Here is a 20,419-nt window from a genome sequence, read left to right on the forward strand (position 1 = left end):
TCGACGGGGTCCATGCGTACCACGCGCAGCGCTGGAAAGTTGCCAAAGACCACACCAATCCCGGCCAAGGACACGAACGACAGCAGGCTCCCCGGGTTGAACAAGTACGGCACGCCCCTCAGTGCGCCAGCGCGCCGCCCAGGCCAGCCCGCACCCGGTACTCGCTGGGGCTGCACCCCACATGCGCGCGGAACGCCCGGCTGAAATGCGCGCTGTTGCTGAAGCCCCAGGACAGCGCAATGTCCGTGACCGAGCGCTGCGCATGCGCCGGATGGCGCAGGTCGCGCAGGCAGGCCTCGAGGCGGCGGCGCTGGATCATGGCGGCCAGGGTTTCTGCATCGTCGGCCACTGCGTTGTACAGGTGCCGCTTGCTGCAGTTGAGCGCCTGGGCCATGCGGTCGATGGTGAGGTCGGGGTCGCCCAGGTGGCGGTCGATGTACTGGCTGATGCGGTCACGCAAGGCCTCGCGCTGCGACAGCAGGCTTTGCTGGCCGTTGCGCTCCAGCAGCGACAGCTGCACCAGGTGCGTGATCACATCGGCCACACCATCGGCGGCCGCGTCGGACATGGTGGGCAGCTCGGTGAACGCCGCGCGCATGGTGTCCCATGCGAGCCGCGACACGCCCGAGGTGCCTGAAAAGCGCTGCACCATCAGGTCGTCGAGCTTGAGCTTGCGCTCGGGCAGTTGCTCCTTGGGGATCATCAGCACCATCTGGCGCACCGCGTCGGGGTTGCTCACGGCGTAGGCGCGTGTGGTGTCGTACACGCTCCACTCGCCGGGCGACAGCCACACCTGGCGGCCGTTCTGCTCAAAGCACGCGCGTCCCTCCAGCTGCGCCACCACCTTGATGTAGGCGCGGTCGCTGCCCCGGATCAGGCTGGGGGTGCGCACCACGCGGTGGCGGCTCACGTTCAGCTGGCACAGGTTCACGTAGCCCGCCTGGCCCGAGGTGATGTGGCCTGCAAAGGCCTCATCGCCAAACGCATCCGACTCCAGCCCGCCAATCAGCCGCCACACAGCATCGCCCCAGAGGTGCAGGCGGTCGCGCGGTGCCACGGTGTCGGTGGATACCTCGGTCAGAGAGTGGGCCATGGGTGTCTCCAGGTCAGCAGCCATCGCCGCCGGTTGTGTGCGGATTATCCGACCCGGGCTTTGTCCCGCGCCCACTGCGGAAATCCGGGTAAACCCGCTGCCACCTGCACGCTGAGGCAAGCGTTTTGTGCACGCTCAGCGCAGCGCGCACACCCCGCCCTGCCTACGATCAAGCCACAGTCCGCACCACGTGGGCCACCCATCCGAGGAGACACACCATGAGCAGCCATCACCCCTCCAAACGCCAGTGGATCAAGGGAGCGGCCGCCACCGTGGGCACGCTGGCCGTAGCGCCCCACCTGTGGGCCCAAGGCAGCAGCAGCCCCGTGCGCATTGGCTACGCGATTGCCCGCACGGGCCCCTGGGCCGCAGGCGCGCAAGTGAGCCAGGAGCCCAACTACCTGCTGTGGGCAGAACAGGTGAACGCAGCGGGTGGCCTGAGCGTGAAGGGCACCAAGCGCCCCATCGAACTCATCGGCTACGACGACCGCAGCGAGACCGAAACCTGCGTGCGCACCTACGAAAAGCTCATGGGCAGCGACAAGGTGGACCTGATCCTGCCGCCCTGGGGCTCGGGCGCCAACTTCGCCATCGCGCCGCTGTCCAACCGCTTTGGCTACCCGTTGCTCGCGCCCACGGCGCTGTCGCGCAAGCTCATCGACATGAACCTGCCCTACTTCTTCTCGCTGCTGCAGCAGCCCGACAAGATGATGGGTGCGCTGGTGGACATGCTGGTGGCCAACAACGTCAAGACCATTGCCATCGTCTACATGGACGACCTGTTCGGCCTGGAGAACTTCGCTGCGCTGAACAACGCGCTCAAGAAGACCAGCATCCAGGTGGTGGAGCGCAAGAGCTACCCGCTGGGCGTGAAGGACCTGGCCCCCGTGCTGCGCGGCATCAAGGACCAGAACCCCGACGCCTTCATCGGCATCACCTACCCGCCCGACACCATCCTGGCCAGCCGCCAGGCGCGCGAGGTGGGGCTGAACCCCAAGTTCTTCTACGCCTCGGTGGGCACGGCCTTCCAGCTCTACAAGAACGTGATGCAGGCCAACACCGAGGGCGTGATCGGCATGGGCTCGTGGAGCGTGAAGACCAGCCCCGAGGCCAAGGCGTACTTCGACGCCCACGTAAAGAAGTTCAACAAGGAGCCCGACCGCTGGGCCAGCGGCCATGCCTGGGCCGGTCTGCAGATCCTGCAGCAGGCGGTGGAAAAGGCGGGCCTGGACCGCAAGGCGCTGCGCGAACACATCGCCAAGAACGAGTTCAAGACCATCCTGGGCGGTATCCGCTTCCAGGGCAGCGAGAACGCGTCCATCCCCGGCACGGTGAGCCAGTGGCAGGGCAATGACTTTGAGGTCGTGTGGCCCAAGGAGCGCGCCACGGCGCAGCTCAACACCAACAAGCCAGCCTGGAAGTAACACGGAATGTCCTTGACCTCCTGGGCCGAACTGGTCGCCAGTGGCCTCATTACCGGCGGCATCTACGCGCTGGTGGCCATGGGCCTGAACCTGCAATACGGGCTGATGCGCATCATGAACATCTCGCATGGCGAGTTTTTGATGCTCGGCGCGTTCCTGACCTGGTGGGCGCACACGGCCACAGGCATCTCGCCGCTGCTGCTCATGCCGCTCGCGTTCATCTCGCTGTTTGTGCTGGGTGTGGTGGTGCATGCGCTGTGCTTCAAACGCCTGGCCGCCCGCGCCCCCAATGTGGATGTGTTCGAGGCGCGCAGCCTGATGGTGGGCTTTGGCCTGATGTTTCTGGTGCAGAACACCGCCCTGCTGATCTGGGGTGGTGACCTGCGCGGATATGAATACCTGGCCGACCCGGTGCAGATTGCGGGCATGCGCTTCACCGAGAACAAGCTGGTGCTGTTTGGCGTGGCGCTGGCGCTGTCCGCAGGGCTGATCGCACTGCTCCGGCTCACGCTGCTGGGCAAGGCCGTGCGGGCGCTGATGCAGTCGCCCACGGGCGCGCAGCTGGTGGGCATCAACACGCGGCGCCTGCACCCCATGATGTTTGGTATTGGCCTGGGCCTGTCGGGCGTGGCGGGTGCGCTGCTGTCCATGACGTATGAGATTTCTCCGTCGATGGGTGAGCCCTATACCGTGACGGCGCTGATCGTGATCACGCTGGGCGGCTTTGGCAGCCTGGCGGGCAGTCTGGCCGGTGGCTTGCTGCTCGGCGTGGTCGAGGCGCTGGGCATGCACTTCAGCAGCCCGTCTCTCAAGATGCTGCTGAGCTATGCAGTGTTCATCGGCGTGCTGATCTGGCGCCCCAACGGACTGTTCTCCAAAAAATGACTTCCCTTCATTCCAACAAGCCTTGGCTGGCCTTGGCAGCGGGGGTGGCGGTGGTCGCCACCCTGCCCTGGCTGGTGTCCGAATTCATGGCCTCCGTGCTGCTCAGCTGCCTGATGTACATCGCGCTGGCCACCAGCTGGTCGCTGTTCTGCGGCGCCACGCGCTACCTGTCGCTGGCCACTTCGGCGTTCTTTGGCATTGGCGCTTACACCAGCGCCACGCTGCTGGCCGTGCTGCCCTGGCCCCTGGTGATTCTGAGCGGCGCACTCATCGCCACCATCGTGGCCGTGGTGATGGGCGCCGCCGTGCTGCACCTGCGCGGCACCTACTTTGCGGTGCTGACCTTTGGCATGACCGAGCTCATCCGCCACGCCGTGACCTTTGTTGAAAAGCAGGTGTCCGGCACCGTGGGCCGCGTGCTCACGGTGGTGCCCAGCAACGAAACGGTGTACCTCACGGTGCTGCTGATCGCAGCAGCGGCCATTGCCACCGCCATTGCCATCCAGCGCAGCCGATTTGGCCTGGCGCTCTCGGGCATTGGTGCCGACGAGCAGCGCGCCCAGACGCTGGGCGTGGACACGCGCCTGGCCAAGATCGCGGGCTTTGGCATCACCGCCGCCTTTGCAGGCGCCGTGGGCGCGGCCATGGCCGTGCGCTGGACCTACATCGAGCCCGCAGCCGTGTTCAGCCCCTTCATCGGCTTCCAGACAGTGCTGATCGCGCTGATTGGCGGTGCCACCAGCATCGGCGGCCCCATCCTGGCAGCCATCGTGTTCAGCCTGCTGGCCGAGACGCTGCGCCTGCAACTGCCCTACGGCTACATGATGGTGCTGGGCCTGCTGCTGATTTTGTGCGTGATGTACCTGCCCAATGGCCTGGCCACGCTGTGGCAACGGCGCAAGCCTGCTGCGGAGGCGCACCATGGCTGAAGCCTTGTTGACCATCGACGCAGTCACCGTGCGCTTCGGCGGCCTCACCGCCGTGGACGGCGTGAGCGCCACACTTCACACGGGCGAACTCATCGGCATCATCGGCCCCAACGGTGCGGGCAAGACCACGTTCTTCAACGCCATCTCGGGCGTGCAGCCGCCCACATCGGGCACGCTGTACTGTGGTGCCGACAACCTCACCGGCAAGGGCCCGCACCACTATGCGGCCCACGGCATTGCACGCACCTTCCAGACGCCGCGCGTGTTCCCCGACATGACGGTACGCGACAACGTGCGCTTTGGCATGCAGTTCGCGGGCCGCCACCGCCAAGGGCCCGAGGGCCTGCGCAGCGAAGGCGAGATCCTTGCCATGCTGGGCCTGGCCCACCTGGCCGACCGGCCCGCCGCCGACGTGACCCCGTCGCAGCAGCGCCTGCTGGAGATCGGCATGGCCCTGGGCACACGCCCGCGCCTGCTGCTGCTCGACGAGGTGGCGGCGGGCCTGACAGAGTCCGAGGTGGACGCCATGGCCCAGCGCATTCGCCGCCTGCGCGACGACTGGGGGCTGACGGTGGTGTGGATCGAGCATGCGGTGACCACGCTGCTCAAGTACGTGGAGCGCGTGCTGGTGCTGCACCAGGGCCGCAAGATTGCCGACGACACACCCGCCGAGGTGGTGCGCGACCCGCAGGTGATCGAGGCCTATCTGGGTGACGAAATGGCAGCCACTAGCGAAGGAGCCACGGCATGAGCGGCGCACACCTCACCGTGCAGAACCTGACCACGGGCTACCACGGCTTTCAAGTGCTGCAAGACCTGTCGCTGCAGGCCGCACCCGGAATCACCGTCATCGTCGGCCCCAACGGTGCAGGCAAGACCACGCTGCTCAAGGCGCTGGCCGGGCTGCTGCCGCGCACGGGCACCGTGGCGCTGGACGGCAGCGACCTGCCCGCGATGAACGCCACCGCCTGCGTGCAGCGCGGCTTGGCCCTGGTGGCCGAGGGCCGCCAGCTGTTCCCGCAGATGACGGTGACCGAGAACCTGGAGCTGGGCGGCTGGCTGGTGCCCTCGCGCACCCGCGCCGACCGGCTGGCCCAGGCGTTTGAAGACTTCCCCCGCCTGAAAGAACGCGCCACGCAGCTCGCAGGCACCATGAGCGGCGGCGAGCAGCAGATGGTGGCCGTGGCCCGCGCCTTGATGAGCGGCCCGCGTCTGTTGATGCTGGACGAGCCCTCGCTGGGCCTGGCACCGCGCATGGTCGATGAGCTGCTGGCCATCGTGCAGCGCATCGCCGCGCAGGGCGTGACGGTGCTCATGGTCGAACAAAACGTGCGCAAGGCGCTGCAGATTGCGCAACGCGGCTATGTGCTGGAGCGCGGGCGCATCGTGGCGTCTGGCGCGGCCTCTGACCTGCTGCAGTCCGACGTGGTGCGCCAGGCCTATCTCGGCGTCGCTTGAATACCCCCTTCCCCTTTCTCTGTTCTTATTCAGGAGCTTTCATCCATGACTGCCATTTCCATGCTGATCAACGGCGAGCGCGTGCAAGCCACCGGCAGCGCCACGTTTGAGCGCCGCAACCCGCTGGACGGCTCCATCGCCACCACGGCACCCGCCGCCAGCGTGGCCGATGCCAAGGCCGCTGCCGATGCAGCCGCCAAGGCCTTCCCGGCCTGGTCCGCCCTGGGCCCCAACGCACGCCGCGCGCTGCTGCTCAAGGCTGCCCACGCGCTCGAAGCCCGCACAGCCGACTTCGCTACCGCCATGGCTGCGGAAACCGGTGCCTCCGGCATGTGGGCGGGCTTCAACGTGCACCTGGCCGCTGGCCTGCTGCAAGAAGCAGCCGCACTGACCACACAGATTGCGGGCGAGGTGATCCCGTCCGACGTGCCCGGCAGCCTGGCCATGGGCGTGCGCCAGGCGGCGGGCGTGGTGCTGGGCATTGCGCCGTGGAACGCGCCGGTCATCCTGGGCGTGCGCGCCATTGCCACGCCGCTGGCCTGCGGCAACACGGTGATCCTGAAAGGCTCGGAGCTGTGCCCCGCCACGCACGGCCTCATCATCGAAGCGCTGCAGGAAGCCGGGTTGCCCACTGGTGTGGTGAACTTTGTGACCAATGCCCCGGCCGATGCGGGTGCTGTGGTCGAGGCCATCGTGGCCCACCCGGCAGTGCGCCGCATCAACTTCACCGGCTCCACCAAGGTGGGCCGCATCATTGCGCAGACCTGCGCCAAGTACCTCAAGCCCGTGGTGCTGGAGCTGGGCGGCAAGGCGCCGCTGCTGGTGCTGGATGACGCAGACATCGACGCCGCCGTGGCGGGTACCGTGTTTGGCGCCTTCGCCAACTCGGGCCAGATTTGCATGTCCACCGAGCGCATCATCGTGGACAACACGGTGGCCGACGAGTTTGTGGCCAAGCTGGGCGAGCGCGCCAAGGCGCTGCCCCTGGGCGACCCGCGCAAGGGCCCGGTGGTGCTGGGCTCGGTGGTGGACATGGCCACGGTGCACCGCTGCAACGCATTGATCGACGACGCACTGGCCAAGGGCGCCAAGCTGGTCTGCGGCGGCAAGAGCGACAGCACGTTGATGCAGGCCACCGTGCTCGACCACGTGACGGCCGCGATGGACATCTACCGCGAAGAATCGTTCGGCCCGGCGAAGCCCGTGGTGCGCGTGAACGGTGTGGAGGAAGCCGTTGCCTGCGCCAACGACAACGAGTTCGGCCTGTCCTCCGCCGTGTTCAGCCGCGATGTGGCCAAGGCCTGGAACGTGGCGGCGCGCATCGAGTCGGGTATTTGCCACATCAACGGCCCCACGGTGCACGACGAAGGCCAGATGCCGTTTGGGGGGGTGAAGAGTTCGGGCTACGGCCGCTTTGGCGGCATGGCGGGTGTGCGCGAGTTCACCGAACTGCGCTGGGTGACGGTGCAGACCAGCCCCCGCCACTACCCCTTCTGAAAATCAAAAAAGATAGCTGCTAACGCTTGCTGGACAGGCGGCAGCGGCCTTTTTTATTCAAAAAATCAAACCGTGATCGCATCCAGCGGCCAGCGCGGCTTCACGTCAAACGCGTAGTCACTGTTGGCCTGCTGCTGCCCCGCCTGCAACCGCATGGCTGCGGCCATGGCGATCATGGCGCCGTTGTCGGTGCACAGGTGCAGCTCGGGGTAATGCACGCGCACCTTGGCCGCAGCGCAGGCCGCATTGAGCTGCGCACGCAGGTGCCGGTTGGCCCCTACGCCCCCGGCGACCACCACACGTTTCAGGCCCGTCTGCTTGAGCGCGGTCAGCGTCTTCTTCACCAGCACATCGACAATCGCCGCCTCGGTGCTGGCGGCCAGGTCGGCCTTGCGCGCCTCCAGCTCATCACCCAGCTTCTTGGCCTGCGTGAGCACGGCCGTCTTGAGGCCCGCAAACGAAAAGTCGAGATCGCCGCTGTGCAGCAGAGGCCGGGGCAGCTTGAAGGCCGTGGCGCTACCCTGCTCGGCCAGGCGCGACAGTGCAGGGCCGCCCGGATAGCCCAGGCCCATGAGCTTGGCGGATTTGTCGAATGCCTCGCCCGCCGCATCATCAATCGTCTCGCCCAGGATCTCGTAGCGACCCACACCATCCACGCGCATCAGCTGCGTGTGCCCGCCCGACACCAGCAGGGCCACGAAGGGGAACTCCGGCGGGTCGGCGCTGAGGAATGGTGACAGCAAATGCCCCTCCAGGTGGTGCACGCCCAGCACCGGCTTGTTCAGCGCCGCGCCCAGCGCGCAAGCCACGCCCGCCCCCACCAGCAGCGCACCCGCCAGCCCCGGGCCGCGCGTGTAGGCCACCACGTCCACGTCCGCCAGCGTCTGGCCGGACTCGGTCAGCACCTCTTTGGCCAGCGGCAGCACGCGGCGGATGTGGTCACGGCTGGCCAGCTCAGGCACCACGCCGCCATAGGCCTGGTGCATCTCGATCTGGCTATGCAGGGCATGGGACAGCAGGGTGGGCACGGCATCGCCCGTAGAACGGACCAACGCCACGCCGGTTTCGTCGCAGGAGGATTCAATACCGAGGATCAGCAAACTCATGCCCCGAGTGTAGTTTTCAAAACCAGAACCCCTGGGGCATATCCGGAGCCAGCCCCACGATCGACAGCGGCATGTGCCCCGGCGCCCCCGGGTCCGTGATGATCCCATCCACCTTGCCGTCTGCGTCGAACTGCCCTCCGTCCGTGATCTGGAAGTCCAGGCGTGTGCGCCCTCCTTCCGTCACCACCTTGCCGCCATAGGGTTCGCTCGCCAGGTTCACCCAGGTGCCGCTGGCGTCCTGCTTCCAGTAGCCGTTGACCCCCAGTGCAGGGTCCAGGTACAGGCTGAAGCTTTCGCTGCTCTTGCCCTGTGCCAGCTCCACCGTGAAGCTGACCAGCCCGATGGGGGTCTGCAGCCCTGCCGGTGCATCCGCTGGCGCGTCTTTCTGTGTCAGGCTGGTGATGCGGGAGTTGTCGTTGCTGACCAGCCCGATGGGGGTCTGCAGCCCTGCCGGTGCATCCGCTGGCGCGTCTTTCTGTGTCAGGCTGGTGATGCGGGAGTTGTCGTTGCCGCTGCCCACCTTGCCGTTCTGGCTGCTGGCCACCAGGGTGGTGAAGGTGGGTGGGGCGCTGCCCGGGTTGCTCTCGCCCGTGGGGCTGAGCACAAAGCCGACCGAGCCTACCGAGGGCTGCTCGCTGTCCTTGATGCCGTCTCCGTTGCCGTCTCCCGGGGTGGTGTTGCCGCTCGGGCCCGGAATGCCGGGGGCCTGGTCTTCCACGGCGGGCGGGATGCCATCGTTGTCGGGCACGCCCGGGGTGGGAGGGGTGACAGGTGGCGTGACGGGCGGGGTGACGGGGGGTTCGGGGTCCACCGGGGCGGCGCCGATCACCACGTCAAAGCTGTCGCTCACGGTGCCGCCGTGGCCGTCGTCGGCGGTCACTTCGATGCTCACCGTGCCGGTGGCGGCAGGCGTGCCACTGAAGGTGCGAGTGGCGGGGTTGAAGCTCAGCCAGGCGGGCAAGGCGCCACCCCCGGCGAGCTGGGCGCTGTAGGTGAGCACATCGCCCACGTCCACATCGGCAAAGGCGTTGGCCGCGAGGGTGTAGCTGAAGGCAAAGCCTTCGGTGCCGCTGCGGTTGGGGATGGCGTTGGCCAGCGTGGGGGCGTCGTTGGTGTTGGCCACCACGATGTCGAAGCTGTCGGCCACGCTGCCGCCGTGGCCGTCACTGGCGGTGACCTGGACGCTGAGGGTGCCGACGTGGGTGTTCAGCGGGGTGCCGCTGAAGGTGCGGGTGGCGGGATCGAAGCTCAGCCACGCGGGAAGGGCACCGCCACCTGCCAGCTGGGCGGTGTAGGTGAGTGTGTCGCCCACGTCCGCATCGGCGAAGGTGTTGGCGGCGAACTGGAAGTTGAAGACCGAGTCTTCGCTGGCGTTCTGGTTGGCGATGGCGTTGGCAACGGTGGGGTTGTCGTTGACGTCACCCACGGTGATGATGAAGGTGTCGGTAACGGTGCCGCCGTTACCGTCGCTGGCGATCACGTCGATGCTCAGCGTTCCTACGTCGCCGTTGGCGGGGGTGCCGCTGAAGGTGCGGGTGGCGGGATCGAAGCCCAGCCAGGCTGGCAGAGCCCCCCCGCCAGCCACCTGGGCGCTGTAGGTGAGGGTGTCGCCCACGTCCGCGTCGGCGAAGGTGTTGGCAGCGAACTGGAAGTTGAAGGCCGCCCCCTGGGTGGCGCTGCGGTCGGGGATGGTGTTGGCCACCGTGGGAGCGTCGTTGGTGTTGGCCACCACGATGTCGAAGGTGTCGGCGATGCTGCCGCCGTTGCCGTCGTCGGCCGTGACCTGGATGCTGAGGGTGCCCACGTCGCCGTTGGCGGGGGTGCCGCTAAAGGTGCGGGTGGCGGCATTGAAGTTCAGCCAGGCCGGCAGGGCACCCCCGCCTGCCAGTTGGGCCGTGTAGGTGAGGGTATCGCCCACGTCCGGGTCGGCGAAGGTGTTGGCGGCGAACTGGAAGTTGAAGGCAGCGTCTTCGCTGGCGTTCTGGTTGGGGATGGCATTGGCAAGCGTGGGGGTGTCGTTGGTGTTGGCCACTGCGATGTTGAAGGTGTCCGTCACCGAGCCACCGTTACCGTCGCTGGCGATCACGTCGATGCTCAACGTTCCCACGTCGCCGTTAGCGGGCGTGCCGCTAAAGGTGCGGGTGGCGGGATCAAAGCTCAGCCACGCTGGCAGAGCTCCCCCGCCAGCCACCTGGGCGCTGTAGGTGAGCGTGTCGCCCACGTCCGGGTCGGCGAAGGTGTTGGCAGCGAACTGGAAGTTGAAGGCAGCGTCTTCGGTGGCGTTCTGATTGGCGATGGCATTGGCAACGGTGGGGGCGTCATTGGTGTTGGCCACCACGATGTTGAAGGTGTCCGTCACCGAGCCACCGTTACCGTCGCTGGCGATCACGTCGATGCTCAGCGTTCCCACGTCGCCGTTGGCGGGCGTGCCGCTGAAGGTGCGGGTGGCGGCATTGAAGTTCAGCCAGGCAGGCAAGGCACCCCCGCCTGCCAGTTGGGCCGTGTAGGTGAGCGTGTCGCCCACGTCTACATCCGCGAAGGTGTTGGCAGCGAACTGGAAGTTGAAGGCAGCGTCTTCGCTGGCGTTCTGGTTGGGGATGGCATTGGCAACAGTAGGGGCGTCATTGGTGTTGGCCACCACGATGTTGAAGGTGTCCGTCACCGAGCCACCTTTGCCATCGCTGGCGATCACATCAATGGCAACGTTAGCCACATTGCCGTTGGCGGGCGTGCCACTGAAAGTGCGGTTCGCAGGATTGAAGCTCAGCCAAGCAGGCAGGGCACCGCCACCAGAAAGCTGAGCGCTGTAGGTCAGCGTGTCGCCGACATCCGAGTCCGCGAAGGTGTTGGCCGCGAACTGGAAGCTGAACGCCGCATCTTCTGTGGCGTTCTGGTTCGGGATTGCGTTAGCCACCGTAGGTGCCGCGTTGGCGTTGGACACGGTGACAGCATTGAGCGTGAGGTCGGCTGTGTTGCCGCCGGTCACAGCGGCATTCCAGTCGTCAGCCGCAGCCAGGTTGTAGACAGCGCCGCCCGTGGAGCTGGTGCCATTCTTGTTGGCAATCAGGTTCAGCCCGGCGCGGTCGGTGGCACTCAGCGTCAGCGTGAAGCTCGTTGCACTGGTGATTTCCACATCGGCCGTATCAGTCAGTGCGTAGGTGGCGTTGCCCTCTCCCGTGAGGGTGAACTTGCTCGCATCGATGTCATTGGCCGCCCCCGCCAACGCGGCGAAGTCTGTGCCCGTGACCACCAGCACTCCTGTGGATGCGTCGTAGGTGGCGCTGGTGATGGTAGGGGGGACCGGCTCGAAGTTCAGGTTGTCAATTTCAAGGACCAACTCGGTCCCCGAGAACGTGAAGCTCGTGATGCCCTGCGCCGCCGAATTGCTGGCCCCATCGAACTGGACGACGAAACCACCATCAGTGGGTACATACGTCCCAATCGTTTCGCCCCGATTGTTCGTCAAAGTGACATTGGAAGACGGGCCAGGGGCACCAATAGCGGCCCCGTTATAGATCATGAAGCTGATGCCCGCGAGGCTGAAGGCACTGCCGTCAACCGCCGAAATAGTGACGCTGGACAGCCCCCACTGGGAGCTGTTGTCAGCAGCCATGTCGAAGATCAGCTCGTTGTTGTTGCCAACTGTCGGGGGAATGTTGAGCGTGCTCCCCAGCACGATCTTGCTGCTGAAGGCGTGGCCTCCCGCCAGTACATAGTGGAGTCCGTCCAGATCGAAGGTGTTACCGGAAAAGACCTGATCTGTGGTGTCGTCGTTGTAATTTTCGTCAAGTGGAATGGCCATCGCATGCTCCTAAAACTATGGCAAGAATTGCGCCCAACGCCTAATTGCCAAGCGGAGGAAGCTAACAAATGAATGGTGACCCAGCCCTCGATCTAAACCCCTTCGGTATGGTCTGCGCCATCTCCGGGTTGACCGCTGCTGCCTCGGCGCAATCGAACCCGAACGGGGGGCGGGGCAAGACAAGCGCGCAATTCAGGTGAAGCCAGGCCCTGAGGATTGAGCTACCAGGTCTCTGGCTGTCGCCAACAGTGTTGGTTGCGAGCCTGCAACCAATTTTTACCAGAAAGTTAAATAATCTCCCTGAGTTTTTTGCACCCGCGCCCCTGTCGTGCGAGTAGCCTCAAAAAGCAAAAACCCCTGCAGGCACCTACCAGCAGGGGTTGAGAGAGGCCACGGCCCCAGGGTTTACCAGCGGTCCGACCGCATGCGCAGCTCCCAGCTGCCTGCGCGCAGTTCATACACGCCCACCGCGCCGTAGCGCTGCTCGCCCTTGTCGTCCCAGGTCATGGTGCCGATCACGGGCGCGTAGCCGTTGATGCTGTGCATGGCCTTGGTGATGTCCTTGGGGGCGGCTGATTTGGCCTTCTGGATGGCGGCCGAGAGCACGTAGGTGCTGTCGTAGCTGTAGTGGCCGCCATAGGCCGGGGGCTTTTTGTAGGCGGCGATGTATTTCTCCAGGAAGGGCTTGCCGGTGGAGAACTCCTTGGCTTCGAGCACCGGCGAGGTGGCGTAGATGCCTTGCACGATGCCCGCGCCCTTGGTCATGTCGGTGGTCTTGATGGTGTCGCCGCCGAGCAGGCTGACCTTGGTGTGGTCCACCTTGCGCAGGGCTTCGAGCAGGGCCAGGGCCTGGAAGTCGTTCAGCGTGGAGACAATCACCTCCACCTTGGCGGCCTTGAGTTCGCCGGCCAGCTCGTCAAACGCCACGGTCTTGTCGTCGAACGACTTGCGCACCACCACTTCTTTCTTCTCGGCCTTGAGCTGCTCGGCGGCGCCGTCGGCCAGGCCCTTGCCGTAGGGGGTGCCGTCGTCCAGCGCGGCATAACGTGCGGCGCCCAGCTGCGTGGCGGCAAACGAGCCGATGGCGCGGGCCTGCAGGGTGTCGTTGCCCACCATGCGGAAGGTGGTGGAGAAGCCCAGCTGGGTGAACTTGGGGTTGGTGGAGATGGCGATCTGCGCGATGTCCTTGGCGGCGTAGATGGGCGCGGTCTCGATGCTCACGCCCGAGTTCAGGTGCCCGATCACGGCCACCACGCCCGCATCCACCAGCTGCTGGGCCACGGCCTTGCCGGTGGCGGCGTCGGCCTTGTCGTCCACCGACACCACCTCCAGCGTCACGCGCTTGCCGTCTACGGTGTAGCCGGACTTGTTGAGTTCATCCACCGCCAGGGTCACGCCGTTGAGCAGATCCTGCCCCAGGGCGCCCAGCGGGCCAGAGAGGGGCTGCGCCACACCAATTTTGATGGTGTCCGGCACCTTGCCGCATCCGGTCAGGACTGCGGCAGTCGCCACTGCGGTCAGGGCCAGGCTGGCCGAGAAGCGGCGCCGGTTGAAGTGCTTGTTCATGCAAAAAACTCCATATCTGAATGTCGAAGTGACCGGATGTATATGCGAGGCCACCCGGAGGCGCTATCGGGTATGCCCTCCCGCAGCGCCCTTTATTAGCAACTTTCAGGCCCCGCAAGGGGGTGGTGCCGCTTTTCGGGGCTGGTCACAGCCCCCCGCCCAGCCCCAAACCGCCCCATGCACCGCTTCGGCGCACCAAATTGCGGCGTGAAAATTGCTTATGCTCGGGTCTATGAATGAGGCCTTGCGCATCGTGGTGGTCGCCCCGGATCTGGCGATTGCCGACCCACACGACGAACACGCCGTCCTGCAGGCGGAGCGGTCGCGTGCGCTGCGCATCGGGTTGCTGGAGAACAACTTCAACCTGGTGGCCACGCTGCCCGCCGATGTGTTTCTGAGCGAGCGCATCGCCCAGCTGCAGCCCGACCTGATCATCGTGGACGCCGAAAGCGAGGCGCGCGACGCGCTCGAACATGTGGTGATGGCCACGCGCGACGAGCGGCGCCCCATCGTGATGTTCACCAACGACGAGGACACCTCGCACGTGAAGGACGCGGTGGCGGCGGGCGTGTCGGCCTACATCGTGGCGGGCCTGGCGCCCCAGCGCATCCGCCCCATTCTGGACGTGGCCATGGCGCGCTTCCAGCACGAACAGGCGCTGCGCGCCGAGCTGGCCGACGCCAAGACCGAACTCAAAGACCGCAAGACCATCGACCGCGCCAAGGGCCTGCTGATGCAGCGCCAGGGCCTGACCGAACAGGCGGCCTACGAAAAGCTGCGCAAGACGGCCATGGACAAGGGCCTGAAGCTCGTGGATGTGGCGCAGCGCATGCTCGATGTGATGGATTTGCTCGGCTAGTGACATCCCCCTGAGGCGCTGCGCGCCTTCCCCCTTCTCTCGAACTGCTGCGCAGTTCGGGAAGGGGGACGATGCCCTCGCTGCGGGGCGGCCCTTGCTTGGCATCCCTGGCTTGGGCTGCGTCCAGATCCACCGGTTTCTCCCACATGGTGCGCCGCACAAACGCAGTGCAGCCTGCGCGCATGCACCAGCCCTGACCATTTCAAGCCAAAAAGGCCGCCTGCGCCTGTCCATCTTGCCTAAGCAGCTATTAAAAACATAGTAATGGCAGCGCCAAACTGGCGCAAAACAGGCTGGCACGCTGCTTGCATTAACCCTGGCAAGACCAAAGACGGTCCCACCCTGACAGCACCGGCCCAATGGCGGGCCAGTGCTGACACAAAGCCCCCCAATGGGCTTTGCCATGGACAAAGGCGTCCCTCTCCGAGCCCGATTGCGCATGCAACCCGGCCAGGGGAGGACGCCTTTTTTGTTTTCTAACGCACCGAGGAACCGCCCCATGACCGATCTGTTGAAAACCAGCCTCAACCGCCGCACCGTGCTGCAGGCCGCCACCGTGGGCGCCGTGGGCGTGAGCCCCGCCCTGCGCGCCCTGGTGCACGCCCAGGGCTCGGACGCCCCCGAAAAGAAGGAAGTGAAGATCGGCTTCATCCCGCTGACCGACTGCGCCAGCGTGGTGATGGCCTCGGTGCTGGGCTTCGACAAGAAGTACGGCGTCACCATCATCCCCACCAAGGAAGCATCGTGGGCCGGTGTGCGCGACAAGCTGGTGAATGGCGAGCTGGACTTTGCCCACGTGCTCTACGGCCTGGTCTACGGCGTGCACCTGGGCACCGCAGGCCCCAAGAAGGACATGGCTGTGCTGATGAGCCTGAACAACAACGGCCAGGCGATCACCTTGTCGAAGGCGCTGGCCGACAAAGGTGCAGTGGACGGCCCCTCGCTGGCCAAGCTGATGGCCAAGGAAAAGCGCGAATACACGTTCGCGGGCACTTTCCCCACCGGCACCCACGCGATGTGGATGCACTACTGGCTGGCAGCGGCGGGCATCAACCCGCTGTCGGGCGCCAAGCTCATCACCGTGCCACCGCCCCAGATGGTGGCCAACATGCGCGTGGGCAACATGGACGGCTTCTGCGTGGGCGAACCCTGGAACCACCGCGCCATCATGGACGGCATCGGCATCACCGCCAACACCACGCAGGACATCTGGAAGGACCACCCCGAGAAGGTGCTGGGCACCTCGGCCGAGTTCGTCAAGAAGAACCCCAACACCACCCGCGCGGTGATGATGGCGGTGCTCGAAGCCAGCCAGTGGATCGACGCGAGCCTGTCCAACAAGATGAAGATGGCCGAGACGGTGGCGGGCAAGGCCTACGTCAACACCAGCGTGGACGCGATCAACCAGCGCATCCTGGGCCGCTACCAGAACGGCCTGGGCAAGACCTGGGACGACCCCAACCACATGAAGTTCTTCAACGACGGCGCGGTGAACTTCCCCTACCTGTCGGACGGCATGTGGTTCCTCACGCAGCACAAGCGCTGGGGTTTGCTGAAGGACCATCCCGACTACCTGGGCGTGGCCAAGCAAATCAACCAGATCGACCTCTACAAGTCGGTGGCCAGCGCCATGAAAATCAATGTGCCCAAGGACGCCATGCGCACCAGCAAGCTGCTGGACGGCGTGGTATGGGACGGCAAGGACCCCGCGAAGTACGCCGACAGCTTCAAGATCAAAGCCTGATCGGGCGCCCTAGCCTTCCCCAACCTGCACACCCGGCCTCTTCACAGGACCCACAGGAGAAACACCATGGTCAGTGCCGTTTTTCACTCCCCCCTGGATGCCGCCCCCGCCGGGGCGGCGCAAAATGCTATGAATAATGTAGCTACAAACACTTTACCAGCAGGCGCAAAGGCCCAAAAAACCTTGAATCCTGCGCCCGTTGCCAAGCCAACGCCCGCACCCGGCGCCGCAGCACCGGCCACACGCGACTGGACCGCCCTGTCGCGCAGCTTCTGGCTGGCCGTGCTGCCGCCGCTGTGTGGCCTGGGCTTGCTCGTCGGGCTGTGGGCGGTGGTGTCCACCACCACGGGTGGCAGCATCCCCAGCCCCGTGGAGACCTGGAAGCAGGCGCTGGACATCTTCAGCAACCCGTTCTACCGGAACGGCCCCAACGACCAGGGCGTGGGCTGGAACGTACTGATGTCGCTGGAGCGCGTGGCCATCGGCTTCGGCATGGCGGCGCTGGTGGGCATCCCTGCGGGCTTCGTGATCGGGCGCTTCAACTTCCTGTCGCGCATGTTCAACCCGCTCATCAGCCTGCTTCGGCCGGTGTCGCCGCTGGCCTGGTTGCCGATTGGCCTCTTGGTCTTCAAGGGCGCCAACCCGGCCGCCATCTGGACCATCTTCATCTGCTCCATCTGGCCCATGATCATCAACACCGCCGTGGGCGTGCAGCGCGTGCCGCAGGACTACATGAACGTGGCCCGCGTGCTGAACCTGAGTGAGTGGAAGATCGCCACCAAGATCCTCTTCCCCGCTGTGCTGCCCTACATGCTGACCGGCGTGCGCCTGGCCGTGGGCACCGCGTGGCTGGTGATCGTGGCGGCCGAGATGCTGACGGGCGGCGTGGGCATCGGCTTCTGGGTGTGGGACGAGTGGAACAACCTCAACGTCAAGAACATCATCATCGCGATCTTCGTGATCGGCATCGTCGGGCTGGTGCTGGAGTTTGCGCTCATCAAGCTGGCCACCGCATTTACTTTTGAAGAGGTGAAGGCATGAACACGACCACCACGGCAGCATCCACACACCCCTCCATGAGCACCAAGTTCATCGAGGTCCACGGCGTCGAGCAGACCTTCAAGACGGCCAAGGGCCTGTTCCCGGCGTTGCGTGACATCAACCTGACCATTGCCAAGGGCGAGTTCGTGGCGCTGATCGGGCACTCGGGCTGCGGCAAGTCCACGCTCTTGAATCTGATCGCAGGCCTGACCACCCCCACCAACGGCGCGCTGCTCTGCGCCAACAAGGAGATCAAGGGCCCAGGGCCTGAGCGCGCCGTGGTGTTCCAGAACCACTCGCTGCTGCCCTGGCTCACCTGCTTCGACAACATCTACCTGGCTGTGGAGCGCGTGTTTGGCGCCAAGGAAACCAAGGCCCAGCTCAAGGCCCGCACCGATGCCGCACTGGCGCTGGTGGGCCTCACACCCGCAGGCCAGAAGCGCCCCGGTGAAATCTCGGGCGGCATGAAGCAGCGCGTGGGCATTGCCCGGGCGCTTTCCATGGAACCCCAGGTGCTGCTGATGGACGAGCCCTTCGGCGCGCTGGACGCATTGACCCGCGCCAAGCTGCAGGACGAGCTGCTGGAGATCGTGGCGCGCACGCAAAGCACCGTGGTCATGGTGACCCACGACGTGGACGAAGCCGTGCTGCTGTCCGACAAGATCGTGATGATGACCAACGGCCCGGCCGCCACCATTGGCGAGGTGCTGGCGGTAGACCTGCCCCGCCCCCGCAAACGCGTGGAGCTGGCCGAAGACCCGCAGTACGTGCACTACCGCAAGGCAGTGATCGACTTCCTCTACACCCGCCAGGGGCACGTCGAAAAAGCCGCCTGAGCCGCAGGGCTCCAGGCCCGACAACACGACAAAACAAAAGGGCTCTGACCAGATCGGTCAGAGCCCTTTTTTTCAGCGTTGCGCCAAAGGAAGCCGCCCGCAGAACGCGCACGACCCAAGCCAGTGCCCCCGCGCAAGGGCCGCCCCGCCGCGCCGGGGTGCGTCCCCCTTCCCGAATGGCGCAGCCATTCGAGAGAAGGGGGAAGGCGCGCAGCGCCTCAGGGGGTTGCCCCTTAATGCGTTCCAGTGATGTAGTGCTCCAGCTGCTCGATGATGAATTTCTGCTCGGAGATGATGTCCTTGACCAGGTCACCGATCGAGATCATGCCCACGAGCTTGCCGTTGTCCACCACGGGCAGGTGGCGCAGGCGGCCCGTGCTCATGATCTGCATGCACTGCTCGCTGGTCTGGTCGGGCCGCACAAAACGCACGGCCGAAGTCATCACATCCCGCACCTGCGTGACGGACGAGGTGCGCCCCATGAGGGCGATCTTGCGGGCGTAGTCCCGCTCCGTGAAGATGCCCGCAATGGCCTCGCCCTCGGTCACCAGCAGGGCCCCAATGCCCTTGTCGGCCATGAGCTTGAGCGCGTCAAACACCAGGGCCGTGGGGGCAATGGTGTGCACGGTGGTATCGGGTTTGGATTGAAGAATCTTGGCAACGCTGGTCATGGAAACCTCCCTCGTGAGAACAGAAACAGGCCTGGGGAGCCTCCACGCGGACCTGGCAGACCGCCCTGGTCTGCGGTGCACAACTGGCACTCAGTTCGGACTGAAGCCCCCTGGAGAGATTTCAGCCCATAAGCCCCGCGCGCGCAACCCGCGCAAGCCCGATTTGCCCGGCTTTTTGCCCCTGTGTCGCAGCGGCGATGCATATGTTTCGCCACTGTTGCATTCGGCGGAGCGCGAAACAAACTGAAAAGAACCGAAACGGTGACGAGACGACGCAAAGGCGCGGGCTGGGCACGATACAGCCCATGTCCAACGCAGTTCGAAAGGATCCACCGCCCACTTTCCTGGCCTCCGCGCCCATCGCTTGCGCCCCCACCGGCCTTGTGGCCGCACAGGAAACAAGCACCTGGATTGTTTCCAATACTGGAACAGTTAATTCGCGACCCAATGGTTTTTTAGTGAACACCATCGGCGTACAGTTCAACCCATCGATGAGCCGAACCCGCAAGGCGACTCACCGAACCCAGGGTTGAAGCAGTTTTTGTTTTGTTTTCCTCCTGGTTTTTTTGAGACGCTTTTTTTAAAGGACTTATCCATCATGAACAACANCCGAACCCGCAAGGCGACTCACCGAACCCAGGGTTGAAGCAGTTTTTGTTTTGTTTTCCTCCTGGTTTTTTTGAGACGCTTTTTTTAAAGGACTTATCCATCATGAACAACACCGCACGTTTCCTCTCCATCGCCGCTGTCGCTGCTTTTGCCTCTTTTGGTGCCCACGCTGACGAAGCCGATGCTTCGCAGTTCGCCACCAAGTTCGAAACCAACCGCACCCGCGCCGAAGTGGCCGCTGAAGCCGCCACCGTCGCCCAGACCCGCTCGATCGAGCCCGCTGGTTCGCGTGTGGTGACCTACAAGTCCACCGCCGACCGCGCTGCTGTGCGCGCCCAGGCTGCTGACGCTGTGCGCACCGGCCAGATCGCTTACGGCGAGCGTGGTTAAGCTGAATCCGCTGGATTCAACACCCACACCTCCTGATTACTTGAACCCCAATTTCTGAATTTCACCGGAGTTTCACCATGAACAACACCGCACGTTTCCTGTCCATCGCCGCTGTCGCTGCTTTCGCTTCTTTTGGTGCCCAGGCTGACGAAGCCGACGCTTCGCAATTCGCCACCAAGTTCGACACCAACCGCACCCGCGCCGAAGTGCAAGCCGAAGCTTCGGCCGTGCCCCAGACCAGCGGTGCCATCCCCGTCGGTTCGCGCGCACTGGTCTACACCTCCACGGCGGACCGCAGCGCCGTGAACGCCCAGGCCGCAGACGCACTGCGCACCGGCAAGATCTCGTCCGGCGAAATCGGCTCCCTGTAATTGGTCCCGCCTCCACCGCCAAGCGGTGTGGGCAGGCAGTTGCAAATGCAAAAAAGGCCGGGGCCCCGCAAGGGGCTCCGGCCTTTTGTCTTGACCTCAGCACAGGCGCTGCCAAAGCCAGCGCCCACCGGCCTCACA

The 20,419-nt window shown here is 65.0% G+C and carries 17 protein-coding genes; 12 read left to right on the top strand and 5 right to left on the bottom strand.

The genetic code is table 11. From position 1 onward, the window contains the following. Nucleotides 1-118: 118 nt before the first annotated feature. Nucleotides 119-1,093, bottom strand: a complete 975-nt coding sequence (locus A1D30_RS22140; RefSeq protein ID WP_063462947.1) for a helix-turn-helix domain-containing protein — start codon at nucleotides 1,091-1,093, stop codon at nucleotides 119-121. A 218-nt stretch (nucleotides 1,094-1,311) separates the two neighbouring features. On the opposite strand from A1D30_RS22140, the gene A1D30_RS22145 reads away from it, so the two are divergent. Genes A1D30_RS22145 through A1D30_RS22170 form a run of 6 tightly spaced genes read left to right on the top strand, consistent with a single transcriptional unit; the run spans nucleotide 1,312 to nucleotide 7,286 of the window. Next, nucleotides 1,312-2,517 (top strand): amino acid ABC transporter substrate-binding protein, encoded by a 1,206-nt coding sequence (locus A1D30_RS22145; RefSeq protein ID WP_063462887.1) that lies wholly within the window; start codon nucleotides 1,312-1,314, stop codon nucleotides 2,515-2,517. A gap of 6 nt (nucleotides 2,518-2,523) precedes the next feature. Next, complete coding sequence (locus A1D30_RS22150; RefSeq protein ID WP_063462888.1) at nucleotides 2,524-3,402, top strand: branched-chain amino acid ABC transporter permease; 879 nt, start codon at nucleotides 2,524-2,526, stop codon at nucleotides 3,400-3,402. Then, on the top strand, nucleotides 3,399-4,331 hold the full coding sequence (locus A1D30_RS22155) for a branched-chain amino acid ABC transporter permease (RefSeq protein WP_063462889.1): 933 nt from the start codon (nucleotides 3,399-3,401) through the stop codon (nucleotides 4,329-4,331). The genes A1D30_RS22150 and A1D30_RS22155 overlap by 4 nt, the downstream gene beginning before the upstream one ends. Then, nucleotides 4,324-5,082: an ABC transporter ATP-binding protein gene (locus A1D30_RS22160; RefSeq protein ID WP_063462948.1), complete on the top strand. Its 759-nt coding sequence runs from the start codon at nucleotides 4,324-4,326 to the stop codon at nucleotides 5,080-5,082. Before A1D30_RS22155 ends, A1D30_RS22160 begins: the two co-directional genes overlap by 8 nt. After that, nucleotides 5,079-5,789 (top strand): ABC transporter ATP-binding protein, encoded by a 711-nt coding sequence (locus A1D30_RS22165; protein ID WP_063462890.1) that lies wholly within the window; start codon nucleotides 5,079-5,081, stop codon nucleotides 5,787-5,789. Before A1D30_RS22160 ends, A1D30_RS22165 begins: the two co-directional genes overlap by 4 nt. A gap of 45 nt (nucleotides 5,790-5,834) precedes the next feature. Further along, nucleotides 5,835-7,286 carry an aldehyde dehydrogenase gene (locus A1D30_RS22170; RefSeq protein ID WP_063462891.1) on the top strand — a complete coding sequence of 484 codons (1,452 nt, stop codon included), beginning with the start codon at nucleotides 5,835-5,837 and terminating at the stop codon, nucleotides 7,284-7,286. Between the two features lie 65 nt (nucleotides 7,287-7,351). Here A1D30_RS22170 and tsaD read toward each other — a convergent pair whose 3' ends face one another. The 3 genes from tsaD to A1D30_RS22185 form a co-directional block, all read right to left on the bottom strand. Further along, entirely contained in the window at nucleotides 7,352-8,392 is a 1,041-nt protein-coding gene (gene tsaD, locus A1D30_RS22175; protein WP_063462892.1) for a tRNA (adenosine(37)-N6)-threonylcarbamoyltransferase complex transferase subunit TsaD, read from the bottom strand. 16 nt (nucleotides 8,393-8,408) lie between these two features. Beyond that, nucleotides 8,409-12,194 carry a putative Ig domain-containing protein gene (locus A1D30_RS22180; RefSeq protein ID WP_063462893.1) on the bottom strand — a complete coding sequence of 1,262 codons (3,786 nt, stop codon included), beginning with the start codon at nucleotides 12,192-12,194 and terminating at the stop codon, nucleotides 8,409-8,411. Nucleotides 12,195-12,599: 405 nt separating this feature from the next. Further along, complete coding sequence (locus A1D30_RS22185; RefSeq protein WP_063462894.1) at nucleotides 12,600-13,760, bottom strand: branched-chain amino acid ABC transporter substrate-binding protein; 1,161 nt, start codon at nucleotides 13,758-13,760, stop codon at nucleotides 12,600-12,602. A 232-nt stretch (nucleotides 13,761-13,992) separates the two neighbouring features. Between A1D30_RS22185 and A1D30_RS22190 the strand changes: the two genes are divergently transcribed. The 4 genes from A1D30_RS22190 to A1D30_RS22205 all read left to right on the top strand — a co-directional run bounded on the left by A1D30_RS22190 (nucleotide 13,993) and on the right by A1D30_RS22205 (nucleotide 18,240). Further along, nucleotides 13,993-14,619, top strand: a complete 627-nt coding sequence (locus tag A1D30_RS22190; protein ID WP_063462895.1) for an ANTAR domain-containing protein — start codon at nucleotides 13,993-13,995, stop codon at nucleotides 14,617-14,619. A 499-nt stretch (nucleotides 14,620-15,118) separates the two neighbouring features. Continuing rightward, nucleotides 15,119-16,363, top strand: a complete 1,245-nt coding sequence (locus tag A1D30_RS22195) for a CmpA/NrtA family ABC transporter substrate-binding protein (RefSeq protein ID WP_063462896.1) — start codon at nucleotides 15,119-15,121, stop codon at nucleotides 16,361-16,363. A 66-nt stretch (nucleotides 16,364-16,429) separates the two neighbouring features. Next, a complete protein-coding gene (gene ntrB, locus A1D30_RS22200; RefSeq protein WP_082836584.1) occupies nucleotides 16,430-17,404 on the top strand; it encodes a nitrate ABC transporter permease in 975 nt (324 codons plus the stop codon). Continuing rightward, nucleotides 17,401-18,240, top strand: a complete 840-nt coding sequence (locus tag A1D30_RS22205; RefSeq protein WP_063462897.1) for an ABC transporter ATP-binding protein — start codon at nucleotides 17,401-17,403, stop codon at nucleotides 18,238-18,240. Before ntrB ends, A1D30_RS22205 begins: the two co-directional genes overlap by 4 nt. 233 nt (nucleotides 18,241-18,473) lie before the next feature. Here the strand turns inward: A1D30_RS22205 and A1D30_RS22210 are convergent, their stop codons facing one another. Beyond that, the gene (locus A1D30_RS22210) at nucleotides 18,474-18,911 is read right to left on the bottom strand and encodes a CBS domain-containing protein (protein ID WP_063462898.1); all 438 of its coding nucleotides are present in this window, start codon (nucleotides 18,909-18,911) and stop codon (nucleotides 18,474-18,476) included. Between the two features lie 711 nt (nucleotides 18,912-19,622). Between A1D30_RS22210 and A1D30_RS22215 the strand changes: the two genes are divergently transcribed. Next, nucleotides 19,623-19,910: a hypothetical protein gene (locus tag A1D30_RS22215; RefSeq protein ID WP_063459199.1), complete on the top strand. Its 288-nt coding sequence runs from the start codon at nucleotides 19,623-19,625 to the stop codon at nucleotides 19,908-19,910. 77 nt (nucleotides 19,911-19,987) lie between these two features. Further along, on the top strand, nucleotides 19,988-20,281 hold the full coding sequence (locus A1D30_RS22220) for a hypothetical protein (protein ID WP_063462899.1): 294 nt from the start codon (nucleotides 19,988-19,990) through the stop codon (nucleotides 20,279-20,281). Nucleotides 20,282-20,419: the final 138 nt, after the last annotated feature.

The sequence above is a fragment of the Acidovorax sp. GW101-3H11 genome (genome assembly GCF_001633105.1).
In the GTDB taxonomy this organism is placed as follows: Bacteria; Pseudomonadota; Gammaproteobacteria; order Burkholderiales; family Burkholderiaceae_C; genus Acidovorax.

Excerpts from the sequence above, each read along its gene's own strand:
- A1D30_RS22205 (WP_063462897.1), top strand. The coding sequence starts at position 17,401 with ATGAACACGACCACCACGGCAGCATCCACACACCCCTCCATGAGCACC.
- A1D30_RS22215 (WP_063459199.1), top strand. The coding sequence starts at position 19,623 with ATGAACAACACCGCACGTTTCCTCTCCATCGCCGCTGTCGCTGCTTTT.
- A1D30_RS22190 (WP_063462895.1), top strand. The coding sequence starts at position 13,993 with ATGAATGAGGCCTTGCGCATCGTGGTGGTCGCCCCGGATCTGGCGATT.
- A1D30_RS22220 (WP_063462899.1), top strand. The coding sequence starts at position 19,988 with ATGAACAACACCGCACGTTTCCTGTCCATCGCCGCTGTCGCTGCTTTC.
- A1D30_RS22165 (WP_063462890.1), top strand. The coding sequence starts at position 5,079 with ATGAGCGGCGCACACCTCACCGTGCAGAACCTGACCACGGGCTACCAC.
- A1D30_RS22140 (WP_063462947.1), bottom strand. The coding sequence starts at position 1,093 with ATGGCCCACTCTCTGACCGAGGTATCCACCGACACCGTGGCACCGCGC.
- A1D30_RS22210 (WP_063462898.1), bottom strand. The coding sequence starts at position 18,911 with ATGACCAGCGTTGCCAAGATTCTTCAATCCAAACCCGATACCACCGTG.
- A1D30_RS22150 (WP_063462888.1), top strand. The coding sequence starts at position 2,524 with ATGTCCTTGACCTCCTGGGCCGAACTGGTCGCCAGTGGCCTCATTACC.
- A1D30_RS22195 (WP_063462896.1), top strand. The coding sequence starts at position 15,119 with ATGACCGATCTGTTGAAAACCAGCCTCAACCGCCGCACCGTGCTGCAG.
- A1D30_RS22145 (WP_063462887.1), top strand. The coding sequence starts at position 1,312 with ATGAGCAGCCATCACCCCTCCAAACGCCAGTGGATCAAGGGAGCGGCC.
- ntrB (WP_082836584.1), top strand. The coding sequence starts at position 16,430 with ATGGTCAGTGCCGTTTTTCACTCCCCCCTGGATGCCGCCCCCGCCGGG.
- tsaD (WP_063462892.1), bottom strand. The coding sequence starts at position 8,392 with ATGAGTTTGCTGATCCTCGGTATTGAATCCTCCTGCGACGAAACCGGC.
- A1D30_RS22160 (WP_063462948.1), top strand. The coding sequence starts at position 4,324 with ATGGCTGAAGCCTTGTTGACCATCGACGCAGTCACCGTGCGCTTCGGC.
- A1D30_RS22170 (WP_063462891.1), top strand. The coding sequence starts at position 5,835 with ATGACTGCCATTTCCATGCTGATCAACGGCGAGCGCGTGCAAGCCACC.
- A1D30_RS22185 (WP_063462894.1), bottom strand. The coding sequence starts at position 13,760 with ATGAACAAGCACTTCAACCGGCGCCGCTTCTCGGCCAGCCTGGCCCTG.
- A1D30_RS22180 (WP_063462893.1), bottom strand. The coding sequence starts at position 12,194 with ATGGCCATTCCACTTGACGAAAATTACAACGACGACACCACAGATCAG.
- A1D30_RS22155 (WP_063462889.1), top strand. The coding sequence starts at position 3,399 with ATGACTTCCCTTCATTCCAACAAGCCTTGGCTGGCCTTGGCAGCGGGG.